This window comes from Cyanobium sp. ULC082 (assembly GCF_977927535.1).
Map to the genome: position 1 here is coordinate 539,267 of NZ_OZ376397.1, position 16,878 is coordinate 556,144.

A 16,878-nucleotide genomic window follows, 5' to 3' on the forward strand; every position below is an offset into this window, starting at 1 on the left:
GTTGTTGCCGATGAAGATCCTCTTCTGGGGGACACCCGCCTATGCCGTCCCCAGCCTTGAGGCTCTGGTGGCTGCAGGCCACCAGCTGGTGGGGGTGGTGACCCAGCCGGACCGGCGCCGGGGCCGGGGCAGCGCCCTGGTGCCATCTCCGGTGAAGGAACGGGCCATGGCGCTTGGGCTCTCGGTGGTCACCCCCCAGCGCATCCGCCGCGAACCGGATCTTCAGGACCTCCTTGCCACCTGGGGGGCGGATCTGTCGGTGGTGGTGGCCTTCGGCCAGATCCTGCCCCCGGCGGTGCTGGCCCAACCGCCCCTGGGCTGCTGGAACGGCCATGCTTCCCTTCTGCCCCGCTGGCGCGGAGCAGCCCCGATCCAATGGAGCCTGATCGATGGCGATTCACAGACTGGCGTGGGGATCATGGCGATGGAGGCGGGTCTCGATACGGGCCCTGTCCTGCTGGAACGGCGGCTGACGATCGGCCTGCTGGAGAACGCCCGGCAGTTGACGGGACGGCTCAGCCAGCTCACCGCCGAGCTGCTGGTGGAGGCCATGCCGTTGATCGAACGTGCTGGCCCAGGGCCTGAGCAGGAGCGGCTGCGTCGCCTGGGGGTGTGGCATCAGCCCGAGACGACTCCCCACTACGCCCGATTGCTGAACAAGCAGGACTTCGAGATCGACTGGAGTGCCCAGGCCCTGCCGCTCCACCGCCGGGTGATGGGGCTTTTCCCCGGGGCCTGGTGCCGCTGGCAGGGCCAGCGGCTGAAACTGCTCGCCACCGAACCACTGGTGGCCAGGCTGGGCGAGCAACTCAGCGCCCCGGCGGCGAAGCTTGCCCAGGCCTGGAGCGTGCGGGCTCCTGGAACACCCTGCTCCGCTCACTCCGGCCCGGCTGAACCGGGGACCATCCTGGAGATCGTGCCTGATCTGGGGCTTGTGGTGGCCACCGGTGGCTGCCCGCTCCTGATCTGTGAAGCTCAGCTGGAGGGGAAGGGTGCTTCGAAGCGGCAGGGGTTGATCCAGCAGCTGGGTGCCTCAGTGGGCGACCGTTTCGGCGATGGGCAGCCCGGGCCGGCGCGGCAGGAATCCCATACCGACTGAGCCTCAGCCTGGTGGGATCGGCTCAGCGGCCGGGAGGTTGCCTGGTGCACCTGCGCTGGCCAGCACATCCTGAAGCTCGCAGACCGGGAAACGGTTGATCGCCTTGAGCGCCTGGCGGGCTGTGGCCCTGAGCCGCTCACTGATCGCCTCGGCGTAGGGCACCTGGGCGAGCAGATCCACGGTGCGGCGCAGGATCCGCACCACATCCCCCTCATCCAGGGAGGTGTTGGCAATCAGGTCACTCCAGCTGGTTCCCCTGGCCCAGGCATGGACCAGCCCCATCAGCTCCGGCTCCCACCAGGCCGGCACCACCACGCCGGCGCTTTCCTGCTGCCGCAGCAGTTCCCGCCTCAGGCCGCCGAGATCATGCAGGGCCTCCTCGGCCTTGGCAGGTGCTGGAAAACCGCTCCAGAGATCCGGACGGTTCACCTCGGTGCTGATCGCCTCGAACACGGCCGCCAGTTCGGCTGGGTTGAGCTCATCGAGGTGGCCGCTCATCAACGCCAGGCCCAGCCAGAGCTCGTTGTCGCCGCGCAGGGCCGCCACGGTGCGCCCCACTTCGGTGGGCACAAGGCCGTCGGCTCCATCAAGGGACCCGAAGAAGCGGAGGATCTCGATCAGCGAGAGAAATGTGTCCCAGTGACGGTTGGAGCGGTGATGCAGCAGCCGTTGGCGCTCTTCGATCTCAAGATCGAGCTCCTCCATGCGTCGCCGTTGCTTCTTGAGCTGGCGGCGGTCACCCCAGCGATGGGCTGGATGCAGCTCCAGCTCCTCTTCCAGCGCCCGTACGTGTTCGGCCTGGCCTCTCACTTCGCCGGCCAGGTCGTACTGGGGCGTGACCATGTCATGGCGGCTGGCCATCGAGCCCACCGCCAGGGCCAGGCCGCCACTGAGCTGATCGCCGTGACGCAGTTCGCCGGCGTGGCGCAGCTCGGGCACCTGGAGCTGAGCCACCTGCAGACAGCTCAGCTCGGCGTGCAGGCTCACCACCCCGTGGCAGGGCACCAGGATCCAGACGTTGTCATCGGTGAGGCAGAGCAGCAGCGGAAACTGGCCGGAGCCGGGGAGTTTGGCCACGATCACCGCCGGGGTGACCCGCCCCTTCAGCTGGGGTGCCTTGAGGCTCACAAGCGTGCCTTCACTGGCGAACTGCAGGGCGAGGGTGAGTTCATGGGCCAGGGTTTCCTCGGCCTGTTGCTGGAGGATCCGCAGTAGCCGCCGCTCTTCCCGCAAGCGCTCGCGCTGGTTCTCGTAGACCTCGAAGTCGTCCCAGGGAACATCGGCCGCCGGTCCGCTCAGGGAGTCGAGCTGCTGACGCAGCTCGGTGATCCTGGCTTCGTCGTCGAGCAGATCAAGGGTGGCCAGGTACCGCCCGAAGCTCCGCTCCACCAGTTGCTTGGCCTTGGCCAGCTCATAGCGCTGCAGCAGATTCAGCACCATGCCGTAGCTGGGGGTGAACTGGCTCACCAGCGGATCGGCGGGGCTGGTGGCCAGTTGCCCCGCCTCGCGCACCCCCTCGAAACGGCTCTGCACCGTGACCACATAGCCCTGCACATCCAGCCCGCGCCGACCGGCCCGGCCCGCCATCTGCAGGAACTCGCTGCCCATCAGCGGCCGGTGGCCCCGCTCGGTCCGCTTGGAGAGGGCCGAGATCACCGTGGTGCGTGCCGGCATGTTGATGCCCGCCGCCAGGGTTTCGGTGGCGAAGACCACCTTCACCAGGCCCTGCTGGAACAGTTCCTCGATCAATTCCTTCCAGGCCGGCAGCACGCCGGCGTGGTGGGCGGCGATGCCGCGCAACAGGGCCTCCGCATGGCCTCCGTCGCGCACGGCCTCCGGCGTGGTCGCCACGAAGGCATCCAGCCTGGAGCGGATCACGGCCTGCTCCTGTTCGTTCACCAGGCAGATGCGACCGAGGTCGCGCACCGCTTTGTCACAGGCCCGGCGGCTGAAGATGAAATAGATGGCCGGCAGCATGTCGCGCTCGGCCAGCTGCGCCACCACGAATGGCAGGGGTGCCGCTTCGGGCTGGGGCGGTTTGGGGCTCTTGCCTTTGCGACGGTCGCCCTTCGGGGCCCGCCACACCTTGCAGTTGGGATGCAGCTCGGTGCCCTCCTCGTTGAGCAGGGGGTGGAGACCCTTGGCACTGCAGAAGCTGAAGGCCAGCGGCACCGGACGGTGATCGCTCAGCACCAGGGTGGTGGGCCCGTGAACCCGCTCGATCCAGTCGGTGAGCTGGCCGGCGTTGGCCACCGTGGCCGAGAGAGCCACCAACTGGACAGGCGGTGGACAGTGGATGATCGATTCCTCCCAGACCGTGCCGCGCTGGGAGTCGTTCATGTAGTGGCACTCATCAAGCACCACCGCCTCCACATCAGCCAGGGGATCGTCGCCGCGATCCACCTCCGCGTAGAGCATGTTGCGGAAGATCTCGGTGGTCATCACCACGATCGGGGCGTCCCGGTTGACGCTCAGGTCACCGGTCATCAGGCCGACGTTCTCATTGCCGAACTGCTGGCGGAAATCCCGGAGCTTCTGGTTGGAGAGTGCTTTGAGCGGTGTTGTGTAGAACACCTTCTGGCCATGGGCCAGGGCGCGATGGATGGCGTACTCGCCCACCAGGGTCTTGCCGGAGCCGGTGGGGGCGCTCACCACCACCGAATGCCCCTGGTTGAGCGCGTCGATCGCCTCCAGCTGGAAGGGGTCGAGGGGAAAGGGAAACAGCTGATCCAGAGCCGGCACTGACGCGTCCACCAGCCGATCGGCAGGGGCCTCGTCGGTGGAGAGCGCTGCGGTCTGGCCCGCAGCCGCAGTGGAATCAGTCTCAGTGCCGGCAATCAGCATGCTGGAATCCTATGGGCTGCGTGCCGGTTGGGCAGAGTGAAGGGTGTGAAGGCCACCGAAACGGGTCCGTCCGCAGTGGGGCCGACCGTGGCGGCCTGCTCCACCGCGACCGACTGGGTGGATCTGGATCCCCTCGCCCCCCTCAGCCAGGCCCTTGCCCGGCTTCCAGCCGTGCGGCGGCGTGAGCTGCGCAGCTTCAGTCCTGGCGGCTCCGGCCTGCTCAGGCCTGTGGATCCGCCCGGTGCTGATCTGCTGCTGGATCTGGCCAGCAATGACTACCTCGGCCTCAGCCACCACTCCCAGCTGCGCGAAGCGGCCCAGGCGGCGATCGATGCCGTCGGGGTGGGGGCTGGCGCCTCGCCTCTGATCACCGGCAGCCGCCCGGTCCATGCCGCCCTGGAGGAGCGGTTGGCGGCCTGGCTGGGCCGGCAGCGGGTGCTGCTCTTCCCAAGCGGTTTTCAGGCCAATCTGGCGGCGGTGCTTGCCCTGGCCGATCGCCACAGCCTGGTGCTGGCTGATCGCCTGATTCATCACTCCCTGCTGGCTGGTGTGAGTGCCAGTGGAGCCACCCTGCAACGATTCCGCCACAACGATTGCGCCGACCTGCAGCGACGGCTGCAGATCCAGCGCCAGGCGCAACCGCGCCGCCGCCTGCTGGTGCTCACCGAAAGTCTGTTCAGCATGGAGGGCACAAGCCCCGATCTCCCCGCCATCTCCTCCCTGTGTCGGGCCTACGGGGCTCTGTTGCTGGTGGATGAAGCCCATGCCCTCGGGGTGCTGGGGGCCGGTGGGCGGGGCCTGGCCCATGGCCTGGAGGGGATCAGCCTGATCAGTGGCACCTTCGGCAAGGCCTTCGGCAGCGGCGGCGCCTTCCTGGCCGGCAGTGGGGTCGTTGGTGAGTGGTTGTTGCAGAGTTCCGGCGCCTTTCGCTACTCCACGGCCCTGGCCCCGCCCCTGGCCGCCGCCGCCCTGGCCGCCCTTGAGCTGCTGGAGGCGCAGCCCGGCATGGGGCTGGAGCTTCTCTCGAGGGCGTCGCGCTGGCGTGATGCGCTGGAGCTGGCCGGCTGGAGCCGGCCAGCCGGGCAGGGCCCGATCCTGCCGCTGGTGGTCGGTGACGATGCCCCCGCCCTCGCCCTCCAGGAGCGGCTGGAGGGCAGTGGTCTGCTCAGCGTGGCGATCCGCCCCCCCACCGTTCCCACCGGGCGTGCCTGCCTGCGGCTGGTGCTGCGTCGCAGCCTGCCGCCGGGAAGCCTGGAGCGCCTCCTGCTCGCCCTCGGCCCTCCCCCCAGCGGGACCACGCCATGACCACCCCCACTGCGTACGGCCAGCAGCTGATCGCCATGCATGGCTGGGGTGGGGACAGCCGGGCCTGGCTGCCCTGGCGGGATGCCGCCCAGCGGCGTGGCTGGAACTGGCAGAGCGGCGAGCGGGGCTACGGGCCCCTGCCACCGTTTGAGCCCAGCTGGCCAGAGGGCCGGGGTCCACGTTCGGTGCTGGTTCACTCGCTCGGCCTGCACCTGTTGCCGAGGGCCGTGCTGGAGCAGGCCGATGCGGTGGTGCTGCTGGCCAGCTTCGGCCGCTTCGTCCCGCCAGGTGAGGCCGGCCGAGCCTGGCGGGCTGCTCTGCGGGTGATGCAATCCAGGATCGCCTCCGGTGCTGGCGAACGTGTGCTTCAGGATTTTCTGGCCGCTGCCGCCGCCCCGGATCCAGTTGCCCTGCTGCCGGCAGGGCCCGGCCATGAGCCGTTGGCAGCCTGTTCGCTGGAGCGGTTACGCCACGATCTGCTGCTGCTGGGTCGGACGAGCGGGCTGCCGGCGGGCTTTCCAGCCAGGGCGAGGTTGTTGATCATCGAGGCTGGAGCGGATGGGATCGTGGCGCCGAACGCCCGCCAGCAGCTGTGTCTTGCTCTGCCGAAGGCCGAGCGCTGGTTGATCGAGGCGGCGGGCCACAGCCTGCTGGGCGCCAATCTGGTGGAGCCGGTGCTGAATTGGCTGGAGACCGAGTGATGGGAACGGCGGCCATCCCGGACCAGGTGCGGGCCAGTTTCACGCGCCAGGCCGCCAGCTACGAGCGGGAAGCATCCCTGCAGAGGGGGGTGGCCTGGCGCCTGGCTCGCCTCTGCCGCGCGTTGCCCCTGGTGGAAGGCCCGTGCGCCGATCTGGGGGCGGGAACGGGCCTGCTCAGCCGCGCCATCGCCAAGCAGCGTCCAGGCCTGGAGCTGCTGCGGCTGGATGTCTGTCCCGCCTTGCTCCAACGCGGGCTGGACGCCGATGCCGTCGATCCGGCCAGCCCACCCACCACCCTGAGCTGGGATCTGAACCAGGGTCTGCCACCCGAGCTGGGGCAGGCGGCCCTGCTGGCCTCGAGTTTTGCCCTGCATTGGCTCGAACATCCCGCCGAGCAGCTGGAGCACTGGTGCCGGATGCTTCGCCCGGCCGGCTGGCTGGTCCTGGCCCTGCCCACCGCCGGCAGCTTCCCCCAGTGGCACCAGGCCGCTGCCGGTGCCCAGGTGGCCTGCACCGCCCTGCCCCTGCCCGAGGCCGCTGACCTGATCGGCGTGGCTGAGGGCCATCTCCGTCTTCACCGCCTGCAGCGGCTGCGATTCAGCCGCCGCGCCGCCAGCGGCCTCAGCTTTCTGCGTCGGATCAGCGGGCTCGGGGCCGGTGCCAGCCCAATGCCCGGCCTGGCACCGGGAGAATGGCGGCGGCTGGAAGCCCATTGGGCCAGCCTCCCCGAACGGGAGGGTGGCGGCAAGCTGCTTTCCTGGGAGATGCTGCTTGTCGTTGGCCAGAAGCCAGCGAGATGATTCAGGGCCGATCTCGATGATGCAGCAGCTGGTGGTCTGTGGCACCGACACCGACGTGGGTAAGACGGTGGTGAGTGCCCTGCTGGTGCAGGGCCTGGGGGCGCGTTACTGGAAGCCTGTGCAGTGTGGTCTGGAGGATGGCGGTGACAGCGCCAGGGTGAGCCAACTGCTGGGTGTTGCGGCGGAGCCCACCGCCGCGCGGATCCTGCCCGAGGCCTACCGCTACTCCAACCCGGTGTCTCCCCACTGGGCCGCCGAACTGGAGACCAGCCCGCTGGATCCTGACCGACTGAGCCTCCCCGGCGGGGAAGGCCCCCTGGTGGTGGAAACGGCGGGGGGGCTGCTGGTGCCCCTGCGCCGCGACCTGCTCCAGATCGAGCAGATCCGCCGCTGGGGCCTGCCGGTGCTGTTGGTGGCCCGCAGCGGCCTGGGCACCTTGAATCACACCCTGCTGTCGGTGGAGGCGCTGCGCCAGCGGCGGATTCCCCTGCTCGGTCTTGTACTCAACGGGCCGCTTCACCCCGACAACCCCGCCACCCTGGAGGCCTTCACGGGCGTTCCGGTTCTCGCCTGCCTGCCGCCGCTCCCGGCACTGACAGCTGCGGCCCTCGCCACCTTCTGGCAGGAATCGAATCTGGCTGAACGTCTGGCCGACCGCCTGGCCGATCCACTGGCCCTTAGCCTGGCTCCATGACGCGCTCCAATCTGGTGGTCAGTGCCGTCGTGGCGCTGATCTGCGGCGGAATCCTGGTGGTGTTCACCGATCTTGAGCTGACGCTGGTGCGCTGGGTGAACTGCGGCCCGCTGGCCGCCGAGGCCGCCAGGCTCGAAAAGCGCTGCCGCTGAGCGCCCCCTCCAGATCACCCCTTCCCCTCCCTTGTCCTGGCACCCCAACCTCTGGCATCCCACCACCCAGGTGGCCTGCAGCGATCCCCCTCTGGCGGTGCTGCGCGGTGATGGCGCCCTGCTGGAACTGGCTGATGGGCGCCGGCTGATCGATGCGATCAGCAGCTGGTGGGTCACCCTGCATGGCCATGCTGAACCGAGCATCGCCGCGGCGATCGCTGCCCAGGCTCTGGAGCTGGAGCAGGTGATCTTCGCCAACTTCCGCCACCCCCAGGCCGAGCGGTTGGCGGAGAGCCTCAGCGCCGCCAGTGGCCTGGAGCGGCTGTTCTTTTCCGATGATGGCTCCACCGCCGTTGAGGTGGCCCTCAAGATTGCCTGGCAGTGGTGGCGGAACCAGGCGAGCCCCAGGCGTCAGCTGATCGCCTTCGAGGGCGCTTATCACGGCGACACCTTCGGGGCGATGGCCGTGGGAGAGCGTGGTCTGTTCTCCGCCCCGTTCGAGCCCTTGCTGTGTGCGGTGGCCCGGGCGCCCTGGCCCTCCACCTGGTGGGACGACGGGGCGGTGGATGCCAAGGAAGCGGCGGCCCTGGACCGGCTGGAGGAGCTGCTGACCGTGCCGACCGCCGCCGTGATCCTGGAGCCGGTGGTGCAGGGAGCCAGCGGCATGGCGATCGTGCGGCCCCAGTTTCTGCAGCAGGTGGAGCGGCGGGTTCGCCAGGCCGGGGCACTGCTGATCGCCGACGAGGTGATGACGGGCTTCGGCCGCACCGGCAGCCTCTTCGCCAGCCGGGGTGCAGGCCTTCAACCCGACCTGGTCGCGCTTTCCAAGGGGCTCACCGGCGGCTTCCTGCCGATGGGAGTGACCCTGGCCAGGGAGGCTCTCTATCAGGGCTTCATCAGCGACAACCCCGATCACACCCTCTATCACGGCCACAGCTTCACGGCGAATCCGCTCGGCTGCGCCGCCGCCAACGCCAGCCTGGCTCTGCTGTGTGCCAGTCCCGATCGCTACGAAGGATTCGAAGCGCGCCATCGCCCCCGGCTTGCCCAGCTGGCCCGCCATCCCCTGGTCTGCCGGCCGCGGCTGATCGGCACGATCGCCGCCTTCGACCTTGTCGTGGATTCACCGGGCTACCTGAACAGGGCGGGCCGCAGCCTGCAGCGCCATGCCCTGGCCCACGGTGTGTTCATCAGGCCCCTGGGCCAGGTGGTCTATCTGCTGCCTCCGCTGTGTCTCAGCGAGGCCCAGCTGGATCGGTGCTATCAGGTGATCGCGGCAGGGCTCGACCAGCTCTGAAGCGGCGGAGTCGATCGGCTCAGGGGCCGGCGAGGATGGCGGCTTCCACGTCGGCCCTCGAGAGCCCGTAGGAGAACAACCGCACCGTGGTGCGGCCTTCCTGGTGCCAGCTCACCTTGAGCTCCTCCACCTCGAGCTCGATCAGGGCACTCCAGGCGGTGTGGTGCAGGTCCCAGCGACAGGGATTCGCCTTGTCCCGGGTGGCTCCAAGCACCATGAGCCACTGCTCAAGGGCCGGCAGGGGATGGTTGTAGAGCGGGGTCTGCAAGGAGGGCAGGGCGGTCATCCCCAGGTTCGTGGTCCGAAGGAAGGGCAGTCTGCACCGCGGAGGCCTCCAGCCAGCTGATCGGCGGACTGACCAGCTCCATTCCTCGCCACCAGGCGAGGCTCACCCCGAGCACCAGGCTGAGCACCAGGGCCGTCGCCAGCAGCACCAGGGCGAACCACTCGCCCCCCGAGAGGGCCCTCCGCACCGACTGGGTGCGCTCCACCCGCCGCTTCAGCAGGGGCTTGGCTGGCACCGGCAGGAGCTGGCTGTCGTAGGCCCGGCGGCGCTCCGGATCGCTGAGAGTGAGGTAAGCCAGCTGCAGATGGCGGAACTGCTCCTCGGCCTCGGCCACCGGGAGCTTGGTGGTGTCCGGGTGGTAGAGCTTGCTCAGTGATCGGAAAGCCTGCCGCAGGTCCTGAGCTGTGGCGGAGGGGCCCAGGCGCAGCAATTGGTAGTGATTCGGAGGGGTCGATTCGGTGTCTCTCCCTGCCACCACGCCTGTACCAATACTGCGAGATCCTAGAGAACTCTTCCCTGAGTGCCTGCCTGGATGGCTGCTGAGCCGAACCTCTCGATCGAAGCAGATCTGTCCCACGGACAAGGGGATGGGCTCTGGCCCAGCCTGGGTTGGCAGCCTGCCGCGCAGCAGCTGGCCCAGTTCCTCGCCTTGCAGGAGCTGTTGCGCGATTGGAACCGCCGCCTGAACCTCACACGCCTGGTTGAGGGCGACGACTACTGGATCGCCCAGCTCTATGACAGCCTCTGGCCCTGGCGGGAGCAGCTCCGGGGGGAGCAGGGCCCGCTTTCCCTGATCGACGTCGGCACCGGCGGTGGCTTCCCCGGCCTGGCCCTGGCGATCGCTCTTCCCGCAGCGCGGGTCACCCTGGTGGATTCGGTGGGGCGCAAGGCCGAGGCCGTGCGCGCCATGGCGGCCGGCCTCGGCCTTGAACAGCGCGTCACCGTCCGCTGTGAGCGGGTCGAGACGACCGGTCAGGACCCCTCCTGCCGCGGCCGCTTCGACTGGGCCATGGCCCGGGCGGTGGCGGCGGCGCCGGTGGTGGCGGAGTATCTAGTGCCTCTGTTGCAACCATCCGGGCGGGCCCTGCTCTATCGCGGCCAGTGGGAGCTTGACGATCAGCAGACGCTGACGCGGGCCCTGCTGCCGCTCCAGGCCACCGTCGAGCGGGTGGAACGACGGGAGCTTCCGGCTGGTCGGGGAGTGCGCCATGCCGTTTTGCTCAAGCCAGTGGGGCCATGTCCACTGACCTACCCCAGGCCGGTGGGGGTGCCCGCCAAGCTTCCGCTGGGCAGTGAATGATTGAGTTCGCCTGGCCGCGGCGGGCTCACTCGGCGGCCATCAGCCGCCGGGTTGATGAACCCCCCAGCTGCTGGCGCAGTTCCCGCAGCAGGTCGGGGATCCGCCGCGCCCACGGACTGCCGCCCAGAGCGGCGAGGAGCTCTGCTTCGCTCACTGTCTGATCGAGCGCATCGGCATTGGCGCCGGGGAACCAGTGATCGCCCTGCCCCAGCAGGCTGTAGCGGGCCTGGGCGTAGCTCTGCAGGTCCCAGGCTTCCAGCAGGTTGTGGAGCCAGAGCAGCACGGGCAGATTGATGCCTCCAGGGGTCTGGGACCACTCCGGCAAACCCTCCTGCCAGCTGCTCAGCCAGGTTTCACCGAGCGCCTGGAGCCTGGCCTGCTCGAGTTTCGCCAGAATCGGTGGCAACAGTTCGCTGGCCTGGGGCAGCAGCTGCACCGCCTCCAGGTGCAGATCGAGGTCGGCCGGGTTCGCCGCCCCGACACTGATTGTGTGGATCCCCGGGGCCGTCAGGCAGAACAGATCGTTGAACACGATCGGGTGGAGCGGCGCACAGAGCTCCTGCAGGCGGGTGGAGGGGGTATGGAGATGCCCCCCCTTGTCGGTGGGGCTGATCACAAACACACCCATGTCATGGGCGGCGGCGGCCTCGATCGCCGCCAGGTTGTCCTGGCGGATGAAATACCAGTGGAGATTGATGTAATCGAAGGCATCGGATTCGATCGCCTCCAGGATCAAGGGGAGCGGGGCATGGGTGGAGAAGCCGACATGACCGATGCGGCCCTGCTCCTGCCAGCGGCGCACCACCGCCAGGCATCCACCCGGTCGGAGCGTCTGCTCCAGGTGCTCCGGCAGGTTCAGACCATGAATGGCCAGCAGATCCAGTCGCTCCACCGCCAGTCGCTCGAAGCTGCACTCCAGCTCCGCCTCGAAATCAGCCGGATCCTCCTGGGGAGGAACCTTGCTCTGCAGGATGCGTCGTCGGTCGTTCAGCTGGGGCAGCAGCCAACCGAGCTGCCGCTCGGAACTGCCGTAATGACGGGCGGTTTCGATGTGATTCAGGCCTGAGGCAGCCGCCCGCTCGAGGGTGGCCCGCAGGTTCGCCTGGCTGTCGGTGCTGATCTGATCCGGCGGAAGATCGCTCCAGCTCTGCTGGTAGCGCATGCCGCCCAGGGAGAGAAGAGGCATCGCCAGGCCCGTGCGTCCGAACCGCCGGGTCGGCAGCCTCAAGGGCGGGGCAGGGTTCGCTTCAGCCGTGAGGGACATGGCAGGCCGAGGGGCTGGAGTTCCTGGGTCTTGAGCCGTTCCTGCAGGGCGCCCACCTCTTCGTAGGCCACCCAGTGGATGCAATCGACCGGACAGGTGTCGATGGCCTCCTGGATCGTTTCGGTGCTGTCACCGTCCTGACGGATGGCGCGGGAGCGTCCCCAGAGCGGCTCGACCAGGAAGGTGTTCGCTGCCACGTGGGCGCAGTAGCGGCAGCCGATGCAGACCGCTTCATCCACCCACACCGCCTTTTCCCTCAGGCTGCCACCCAGCAGAGGTTCTGTGCCGCTTGGCCGTGGCCTGGGGTTGGCGGAGACGGAGAAGGCGAGGGAAGGATCCATGCCCCGCTCAGCTGTCCCAGCGGGTCACCACCAGTTCGATGCTGCCGTCATGGTGCTCCGTCTGGGAGCTGACCTGGAATCCTTCCTGGGTGGAGGCCGCCAGGATCGACTGGAGGGCATAGCGCTGGGTGAGCTGGGCCAGGAAGCGTTCGACGGGAACGGGCTGGTTCCAGAGATCCAGATCGGTGACCAGCTCGTAGCTGCCGCTGCTTTCGTTCCAGCGGAAGCCGATGTCGCCGCCGTTGGCCTGGGGCAGGGCCAGTTCGGCGAGGACCGTCTGGCCGCGGTAGCCGCGGACCTGGCGCTCACCCTGCTCGGGCTCATGGCCGAGGTCGCGAAGGGCATCAAGCAGGGCGCCACGGTTGCGCAGTTCCGTTTTGACGATGCTGAAATGGGACATCGGATCCAGGATGAAGGGGGACGGAATCAGGGGCTTTGCTGCTGGAGTGGCAACGCTGGAACCACGAGCCTGGATTCGGACTGGAAGGCTTCCGAGGTGCTGCGACGCTGCTGTACCGAACCGAGCGTGGCTTCGATCCGCTCGGTGAGCTGTTCGCAGCCTGCCCCGAGCACCCCTTCCACCAGTTCTTCGACGCGGCCATCGGGCCGGATGCGAAAACGGATGGTGTGCTGGGACATCAACCAGATCAAGCGTGGAAATGCACTTTAGCCAGCATTTCCTGGGTCCGAGGCCCGTGGCGACCAGCCTGGCTCAGCTGAGCAGTCCCTCCTCCACCAGGGTCTGGATTCTCTCCAGCACGGCGGGGCTTTCCAGTTGCTCCAGGGCCACCCGCGCCTCGTCGCGCACCGTTGTGTCCGTGTCGTGGAGCATCACCAGCACCAGTGCCTCGACCAGATCTTTCTGGCGAGGTTCCACCAGGTGGTCGTAGAGCCGCCCCAGCGACCAGGCACTGTTGCTGCGGACCACCGGCTCGCTGTCGATCCGCAGGCTGATCAGCAACTGGCCCGCCGCCTGGTCGGCCTTGGCCACGCCGGTGCCGCCTGCGTCGGCCAGGGAACCGGCCGCCCAGAGCCGCACCGCCGCCACATCCACCTGAAGGGCTCGGATCAGGGGATTGAGCACCGGGGCCTCGGGATAGTTGCCCAGACTCCAGGCCACCGCCTTGCGCACATAGCCATTGCTGTCGTTCTGCAACAGGCCCAGCAGCGGCTCCACGGCCCGTTGATCGGGGTTGCGTCCGAGCGCGAACACGGCACTCATCCGCACGATCGGGCAGCTGGCCTCCAGCAGGGGGAGCAGCAGTGGAATCGCCCGGGGATCGCGATGCTCACAGAAGATGCGCAGACCCTGCAGGCGATCGTCCTGACGACCAGCACGCAGCAATTCCAGCCCCAGGTCGCACTCGATCGCGATGTCGGCATCGGTGAGCTCGATCGAATCGAGGGCCTCAAGTGGATCGCCGGCCAGTTCTTCGGCCAGCTCGCCGGCCAGCAGCTCGGGATCAAAGCCCAGCTCGGCGGGGCTGGAGGAAAACGGTGGGTTGGCTTCCGCCATGGGTTTCTCCTTGCTCCAGCTCAGTGGTTTCAGCTCGGTGGTTCCAGCTCAGTTGAGCGGTGCTGGCGCCAGCATGTCGCCAGGCAGCCAGAGACGGGCACTCACCACGAACAGAGCAAGGCCGAACAACAGCACGATCGCGGCCGGCAGAAGAGTGGAGCGAAAGAAGGACACGGACCGCCGACGGGATTGAGGTCATTCTGAAGGCATAGGGTTCGCCCAGATGCGTCCCCTCCGTGCCGCCCGATCCCAACCGCGACGCTTCAGCCCCGGCGCGCTTTGATGCCCAGGCCAGGCGGCGGCTGGTGGCCGTCGCGGCCCAGGGGGTGGCCAGCGGCACTCCTTACATGGTGGGCAGCAAACTGCTGCAGGGCTGGTTGACCGCCAGCAACGTGCCGCTCGGCCTGATCGGCCTGCTCGGGCTGGCGGAGCTGCCCTACACCCTGAAGATGTTCTGGGCGCCGCTGCTCGACCGTTGGCCGCTGGCCTGGCCCGATCGACGCCGGGGCTGGCTGCTGGTGCTGCAGCTCACCCTGGTGGCGGTGATCGGGGCGATGGCCCTGCTGCGGCCCAGCACCGACCCGGCCAGCCTGACGCTGATCGGGGTCATGGCTGTGCTGCTGGCGGTGGTGAGTGCCAGCCAGGACATTGCCGTGGATGCCTACCGCACCGACCTGCTGCCGGCCGCTGAACGCGGCGGCGGTGCCGCCGCCGCCTCGCTGGGCTACCGGGGGGCGATGCTGGCGATCGGTGCCGGTGGCTTTGTGCTGGCCGGTCGCTTCGGCTGGCCGCTGGCGTTCCTTGCCGCCGCAGCCCTGATGCTGGCGGTGGTGCCCTTCACCCTGGCGGCGCCGCGGCTCGACCCGATCGTCCATCCGGTGTCGAGCCTGCGCCAGGCGGTGGTAGGGCCTGCCAGGGAGTTTCTCGGCCGCACGGGCGGCGGCCGGGCCCTGCTGATCCTGCTGTTGGTGTTGCTTTACCGCTGGCCTGATGGGCTGTTGGGGCTGATGGCAGTGCCGTTCCTGATCCAGCAGGGGTTTGCGCCGGAGCTGATCGGCACGGTGCAGGCCGGCTGGGGCATCGCCGCCACCATGGCCGGCACGGTGCTGGGGGGCGTGCTGTTCGCGCGGCTGGGTATGAACCGCTCGCTGTGGTTGTTCGCGGTGGCCGGGGCGATCGGCAACCTGAGTTACTGGGCGCTGGCACGCTTCGGCGGCGGGGTGGCGGGATTGTTGGTGGCGGTGAGCCTGGAGAACCTGGCCGGCGGGATGGTGGGAGCGGTGTTCGTGGCTCTGTTGATGAGCTTGTGCAATCCACGTTTCTCCGCCACCCAATACGCCCTGCTCTCCGGGGTCTATGCCCTGAGCCGATCGGTGCTGGCGGCCCCGGCGGGCGTGGTGGCTGAACAAGTGGGCTGGCCGAGCTTTTTCCTGTTCACAGCTGTGGCATCACTGCCGGCCTTCCTGTTGATGCTGCGGCTCACCCCCTGGAGCGGCAGTGGGGTGATCGGCGCGTTTGATCCGGCGCGGGATTCCAGCTGAGGGTTCCATTGGCTGGACGCGGTGTGGCTGACTTGAACCAACGGGCTGGCGTTCTGGTTCGCACTTTGGAAATCCTGATCGCGATAATCACGGCCCCCCGACGCATCTGCGGCGCACAGTTCAGTTCATCGACAATTTTTCGAGGTGACCTATGGATTTTTGCCGTCAGTGGAGGTTGGTCAGGGCCTACTACCAACCAATCACCACCTTTCCCTTGTTTTACATTGCCGATAGCTTCGATAAGAACCCTATTGGCTCAACATAGAGTGATATGCAGATTGAGCGAGAATAGACTTAAAGGTTTTAAGCCTCTCCCCGGCAGGAGGGTTGCCATTGCCAGGCTGCCAATTGATTACCAATCGCGCCCTCAGCTGGACGTGAGTACAGATAACCACGTTCCAGCCTTTGCTTGACGGGCCCGGAAACGGAGCTTGACCGTCTCCATAGTGTGATTCAACTTCAAAACCCAACATCTTGCATACGTCCCACCATGGACGGCCAAAGGCAAAAATGAAGTCTGTGCTGACTTCAGCGAGGGGATCAAAGACAAAGGTTTTAACTACATCACTATCTACTTCTAGCTTTCCACTGATTCTTGGCGAATGCCAAGGAAAAAGCTCTAGATTAAGGATGTTTTCCTTTCTGATTGTCTTCCCATAGAGTCTTTCTGCAAAGTTTCTTAAGCAAACCCAATATTTGCTTTCTTTTCCATGAAGTCGAATCCAGTCTGGATCTTTCCATGGAATTCTATCATAGCAACGACTAAATCCAGAAGTGCGAACACGATTAGTCCAAACACCTTCTCTAGATTGTAAGCCTGGGTACGCAATGCCTGGATTCAGCCCAAGGAAAACGAATTGTATGTGATGTATCTCTCCTCTAATGTCTCCATAAAATGGGTCAGGAAGAGCTGTCTGATCAACTGCCCCAACTCCTTTGCCCGAGTACGCCTTCTTCCATCTTCTGAGCTTGTCCTGCAGGTCAAGGGACTGCAAGCCAATCCAATTCTCAAGATGAGCATCTCCCTTGATCCACTGATGAATGTAATCATCCCAAAAGTCCGCAATCTCAAGACGCTTGGACATATCTTGACTGGCTGTGCCTATGCAAATCTACTTTAACACATGGAATCTTTGCCGCCTTGTATCTAGCGCAATCATGGAAGCTTGCTGTCATAGGGGAAGCTTGAAGAAACCTTCTAGCTACTTTGCTAAATTCATTCAGTGCAATTGAATTTCAACTGGTCACTGCAGTTGAATGGGTCAACGTGCGGGTGGGTCTTGGGGTGAGGAGAAGCGGAAATGCACATATAAGCAAATTATGCCGACATTGACAGCACTCACCGACATATTATGTTCGGTGCTAATAAGGCCACTCTTGAATATGGGCTATACCGATGAGCGCAAGAGCAACGCCGGCAGACAGCGGAGTCGTCTCCTCATCTTGTTCAAAATGCTGGTGTTGCAACAGCGGTTTAACCTTGGCAACGAGCAGTTCAAACTCCAGGTCAACGTTAGGCGCTCCTTTGAGGAGTGTATTCGACTGGGCGTAATGAGTCCCACCATTCCCGATGCCAGCACCTTTCCGTTCTTCGGCTAGTGTCTCCGCAAGGCTGATGTCATCGACGAGCTCGTCGACCGGTTTGAGGAGTGCCTTTGCATTCAGGGATTGGAGACCCACAGTGGGCAAATCATAGATGCCACACTGACTCCTGTCCCCAAACAGCTCAACTCACGAT

Annotated in this window: 20 protein-coding genes; 10 read left to right on the top strand and 10 right to left on the bottom strand. The window is 66.4% G+C overall.

Features of this window, described 5'->3' with window-relative positions; translation table 11 throughout:
• Nucleotides 1-10 precede the first annotated feature (10 nt).
• Entirely contained in the window at nt 11-1,099 is a 1,089-nt protein-coding gene (locus ACXMDY_RS02950) for a methionyl-tRNA formyltransferase (RefSeq protein WP_259703081.1), read from the top strand.
• A 3-nt stretch (nt 1,100-1,102) separates the two neighbouring features.
• On the opposite strand, the gene ACXMDY_RS02955 is transcribed toward ACXMDY_RS02950, so the two are convergent.
• Nucleotides 1,103-3,943, bottom strand: coding sequence for a DEAD/DEAH box helicase (locus ACXMDY_RS02955; RefSeq protein WP_259703082.1), 2,841 nt, complete (start codon nt 3,941-3,943; stop codon nt 1,103-1,105).
• Between the two features lie 117 nt (nt 3,944-4,060).
• Here ACXMDY_RS02955 and ACXMDY_RS02960 point away from each other — a divergent pair, with 117 nt between their 5' ends.
• Genes ACXMDY_RS02960 through bioA form a run of 6 tightly spaced genes read left to right on the top strand, consistent with a single transcriptional unit; the run spans nt 4,061 to nt 8,892 of the window.
• A complete protein-coding gene (locus ACXMDY_RS02960) occupies nt 4,061-5,248 on the top strand; it encodes an aminotransferase class I/II-fold pyridoxal phosphate-dependent enzyme (RefSeq protein WP_259703302.1) in 1,188 nt (395 codons plus the stop codon).
• On the top strand, nt 5,245-5,949 hold the full coding sequence (locus ACXMDY_RS02965) for an alpha/beta hydrolase (RefSeq protein ID WP_259703083.1): 705 nt from the start codon (nt 5,245-5,247) through the stop codon (nt 5,947-5,949). The genes ACXMDY_RS02960 and ACXMDY_RS02965 overlap by 4 nt, the downstream gene beginning before the upstream one ends.
• Entirely contained in the window at nt 5,931-6,749 is an 819-nt protein-coding gene (locus ACXMDY_RS02970; protein WP_259703084.1) for a methyltransferase, read from the top strand. Before ACXMDY_RS02965 ends, ACXMDY_RS02970 begins: the two co-directional genes overlap by 19 nt.
• A 19-nt stretch (nt 6,750-6,768) precedes the next feature.
• Nucleotides 6,769-7,443, top strand: a complete 675-nt coding sequence (gene bioD, locus ACXMDY_RS02975; protein WP_259703303.1) for a dethiobiotin synthase — start codon at nt 6,769-6,771, stop codon at nt 7,441-7,443.
• Nucleotides 7,440-7,595 (top strand): hypothetical protein, encoded by a 156-nt coding sequence (locus ACXMDY_RS02980; protein WP_259703085.1) that lies wholly within the window; start codon nt 7,440-7,442, stop codon nt 7,593-7,595. Before bioD ends, ACXMDY_RS02980 begins: the two co-directional genes overlap by 4 nt.
• Nucleotides 7,596-7,626: 31 nt before the next feature.
• Complete coding sequence (gene bioA / locus ACXMDY_RS02985) at nt 7,627-8,892, top strand: adenosylmethionine--8-amino-7-oxononanoate transaminase (protein WP_259703086.1); 1,266 nt, start codon at nt 7,627-7,629, stop codon at nt 8,890-8,892.
• A gap of 19 nt (nt 8,893-8,911) precedes the next feature.
• Here bioA and ACXMDY_RS02990 read toward each other — a convergent pair whose 3' ends face one another.
• The gene (locus tag ACXMDY_RS02990) at nt 8,912-9,178 is read right to left on the bottom strand and encodes a DUF3143 domain-containing protein (RefSeq protein WP_259703087.1); all 267 of its coding nucleotides are present in this window, start codon (nt 9,176-9,178) and stop codon (nt 8,912-8,914) included.
• Entirely contained in the window at nt 9,120-9,656 is a 537-nt protein-coding gene (locus ACXMDY_RS02995; RefSeq protein WP_259703088.1) for a J domain-containing protein, read from the bottom strand. The genes ACXMDY_RS02990 and ACXMDY_RS02995 overlap by 59 nt, the downstream gene beginning before the upstream one ends.
• Before the next feature lie 54 nt (nt 9,657-9,710).
• Here ACXMDY_RS02995 and rsmG point away from each other — a divergent pair, with 54 nt between their 5' ends.
• Entirely contained in the window at nt 9,711-10,478 is a 768-nt protein-coding gene (rsmG, locus tag ACXMDY_RS03000) for a 16S rRNA (guanine(527)-N(7))-methyltransferase RsmG (protein ID WP_259703089.1), read from the top strand.
• Between the two features lie 25 nt (nt 10,479-10,503).
• Here the strand turns inward: rsmG and ACXMDY_RS03005 are convergent, their stop codons facing one another.
• The 6 genes from ACXMDY_RS03005 to ACXMDY_RS03030 form a co-directional block, all read right to left on the bottom strand.
• Nucleotides 10,504-11,742: an aldo/keto reductase gene (locus tag ACXMDY_RS03005; RefSeq protein WP_259727581.1), complete on the bottom strand. Its 1,239-nt coding sequence runs from the start codon at nt 11,740-11,742 to the stop codon at nt 10,504-10,506.
• Nucleotides 11,703-12,083 carry a ferredoxin gene (locus tag ACXMDY_RS03010; protein ID WP_259703090.1) on the bottom strand — a complete coding sequence of 127 codons (381 nt, stop codon included), beginning with the start codon at nt 12,081-12,083 and terminating at the stop codon, nt 11,703-11,705. The genes ACXMDY_RS03005 and ACXMDY_RS03010 overlap by 40 nt, the downstream gene beginning before the upstream one ends.
• A gap of 7 nt (nt 12,084-12,090) precedes the next feature.
• Nucleotides 12,091-12,483 (bottom strand): DUF1257 domain-containing protein, encoded by a 393-nt coding sequence (locus ACXMDY_RS03015; protein ID WP_259703091.1) that lies wholly within the window; start codon nt 12,481-12,483, stop codon nt 12,091-12,093.
• 26 nt (nt 12,484-12,509) lie between these two features.
• Entirely contained in the window at nt 12,510-12,722 is a 213-nt protein-coding gene (locus tag ACXMDY_RS03020; RefSeq protein ID WP_259703092.1) for a DUF2997 domain-containing protein, read from the bottom strand.
• A gap of 73 nt (nt 12,723-12,795) precedes the next feature.
• A complete protein-coding gene (locus ACXMDY_RS03025; protein ID WP_259703093.1) occupies nt 12,796-13,599 on the bottom strand; it encodes a HEAT repeat domain-containing protein in 804 nt (267 codons plus the stop codon).
• 48 nt (nt 13,600-13,647) lie between these two features.
• On the bottom strand, nt 13,648-13,773 hold the full coding sequence (locus ACXMDY_RS03030; RefSeq protein WP_259703094.1) for a hypothetical protein: 126 nt from the start codon (nt 13,771-13,773) through the stop codon (nt 13,648-13,650).
• Between the two features lie 62 nt (nt 13,774-13,835).
• On the opposite strand from ACXMDY_RS03030, the gene ACXMDY_RS03035 reads away from it, so the two are divergent.
• Nucleotides 13,836-15,140: an AmpG family muropeptide MFS transporter gene (locus ACXMDY_RS03035; protein WP_259703095.1), complete on the top strand. Its 1,305-nt coding sequence runs from the start codon at nt 13,836-13,838 to the stop codon at nt 15,138-15,140.
• Between the two features lie 248 nt (nt 15,141-15,388).
• Here ACXMDY_RS03035 and brig1 read toward each other — a convergent pair whose 3' ends face one another.
• Nucleotides 15,389-16,225 (bottom strand): anti-phage DNA glycosylase Brig1, encoded by an 837-nt coding sequence (gene brig1, locus ACXMDY_RS03040; protein WP_259703096.1) that lies wholly within the window; start codon nt 16,223-16,225, stop codon nt 15,389-15,391.
• Nucleotides 16,226-16,592: 367 nt separating this feature from the next.
• Between brig1 and ACXMDY_RS03045 the strand changes: the two genes are divergently transcribed.
• Nucleotides 16,593-16,739, top strand: coding sequence for a hypothetical protein (locus ACXMDY_RS03045; protein WP_259703305.1), 147 nt, complete (start codon nt 16,593-16,595; stop codon nt 16,737-16,739).
• Nucleotides 16,740-16,878 lie beyond the last annotated feature (139 nt).

What these genes read in the sequence shown, in the direction of transcription:
- ACXMDY_RS02950 (WP_259703081.1), top strand. Translation starts at nt 11, where the DNA reads ATGAAGATCCTCTTCTGGGGGACACCCGCCTATGCCGTCCCCAGCCTT.
- ACXMDY_RS02955 (WP_259703082.1), bottom strand. Translation starts at nt 3,943, where the DNA reads ATGCTGATTGCCGGCACTGAGACTGATTCCACTGCGGCTGCGGGCCAG.
- ACXMDY_RS02965 (WP_259703083.1), top strand. Translation starts at nt 5,245, where the DNA reads ATGACCACCCCCACTGCGTACGGCCAGCAGCTGATCGCCATGCATGGC.
- bioD (WP_259703303.1), top strand. Translation starts at nt 6,769, where the DNA reads ATGCAGCAGCTGGTGGTCTGTGGCACCGACACCGACGTGGGTAAGACG.
- ACXMDY_RS02980 (WP_259703085.1), top strand. Translation starts at nt 7,440, where the DNA reads ATGACGCGCTCCAATCTGGTGGTCAGTGCCGTCGTGGCGCTGATCTGC.
- ACXMDY_RS02990 (WP_259703087.1), bottom strand. Translation starts at nt 9,178, where the DNA reads ATGACCGCCCTGCCCTCCTTGCAGACCCCGCTCTACAACCATCCCCTG.
- rsmG (WP_259703089.1), top strand. Translation starts at nt 9,711, where the DNA reads ATGGCTGCTGAGCCGAACCTCTCGATCGAAGCAGATCTGTCCCACGGA.
- ACXMDY_RS03005 (WP_259727581.1), bottom strand. Translation starts at nt 11,742, where the DNA reads ATGTCCCTCACGGCTGAAGCGAACCCTGCCCCGCCCTTGAGGCTGCCG.
- ACXMDY_RS03010 (WP_259703090.1), bottom strand. Translation starts at nt 12,083, where the DNA reads ATGGATCCTTCCCTCGCCTTCTCCGTCTCCGCCAACCCCAGGCCACGG.
- ACXMDY_RS03015 (WP_259703091.1), bottom strand. Translation starts at nt 12,483, where the DNA reads ATGTCCCATTTCAGCATCGTCAAAACGGAACTGCGCAACCGTGGCGCC.
- ACXMDY_RS03020 (WP_259703092.1), bottom strand. Translation starts at nt 12,722, where the DNA reads ATGTCCCAGCACACCATCCGTTTTCGCATCCGGCCCGATGGCCGCGTC.
- ACXMDY_RS03025 (WP_259703093.1), bottom strand. Translation starts at nt 13,599, where the DNA reads ATGGCGGAAGCCAACCCACCGTTTTCCTCCAGCCCCGCCGAGCTGGGC.
- brig1 (WP_259703096.1), bottom strand. Translation starts at nt 16,225, where the DNA reads ATGTCCAAGCGTCTTGAGATTGCGGACTTTTGGGATGATTACATTCAT.
- ACXMDY_RS03045 (WP_259703305.1), top strand. Translation starts at nt 16,593, where the DNA reads ATGCTGGTGTTGCAACAGCGGTTTAACCTTGGCAACGAGCAGTTCAAA.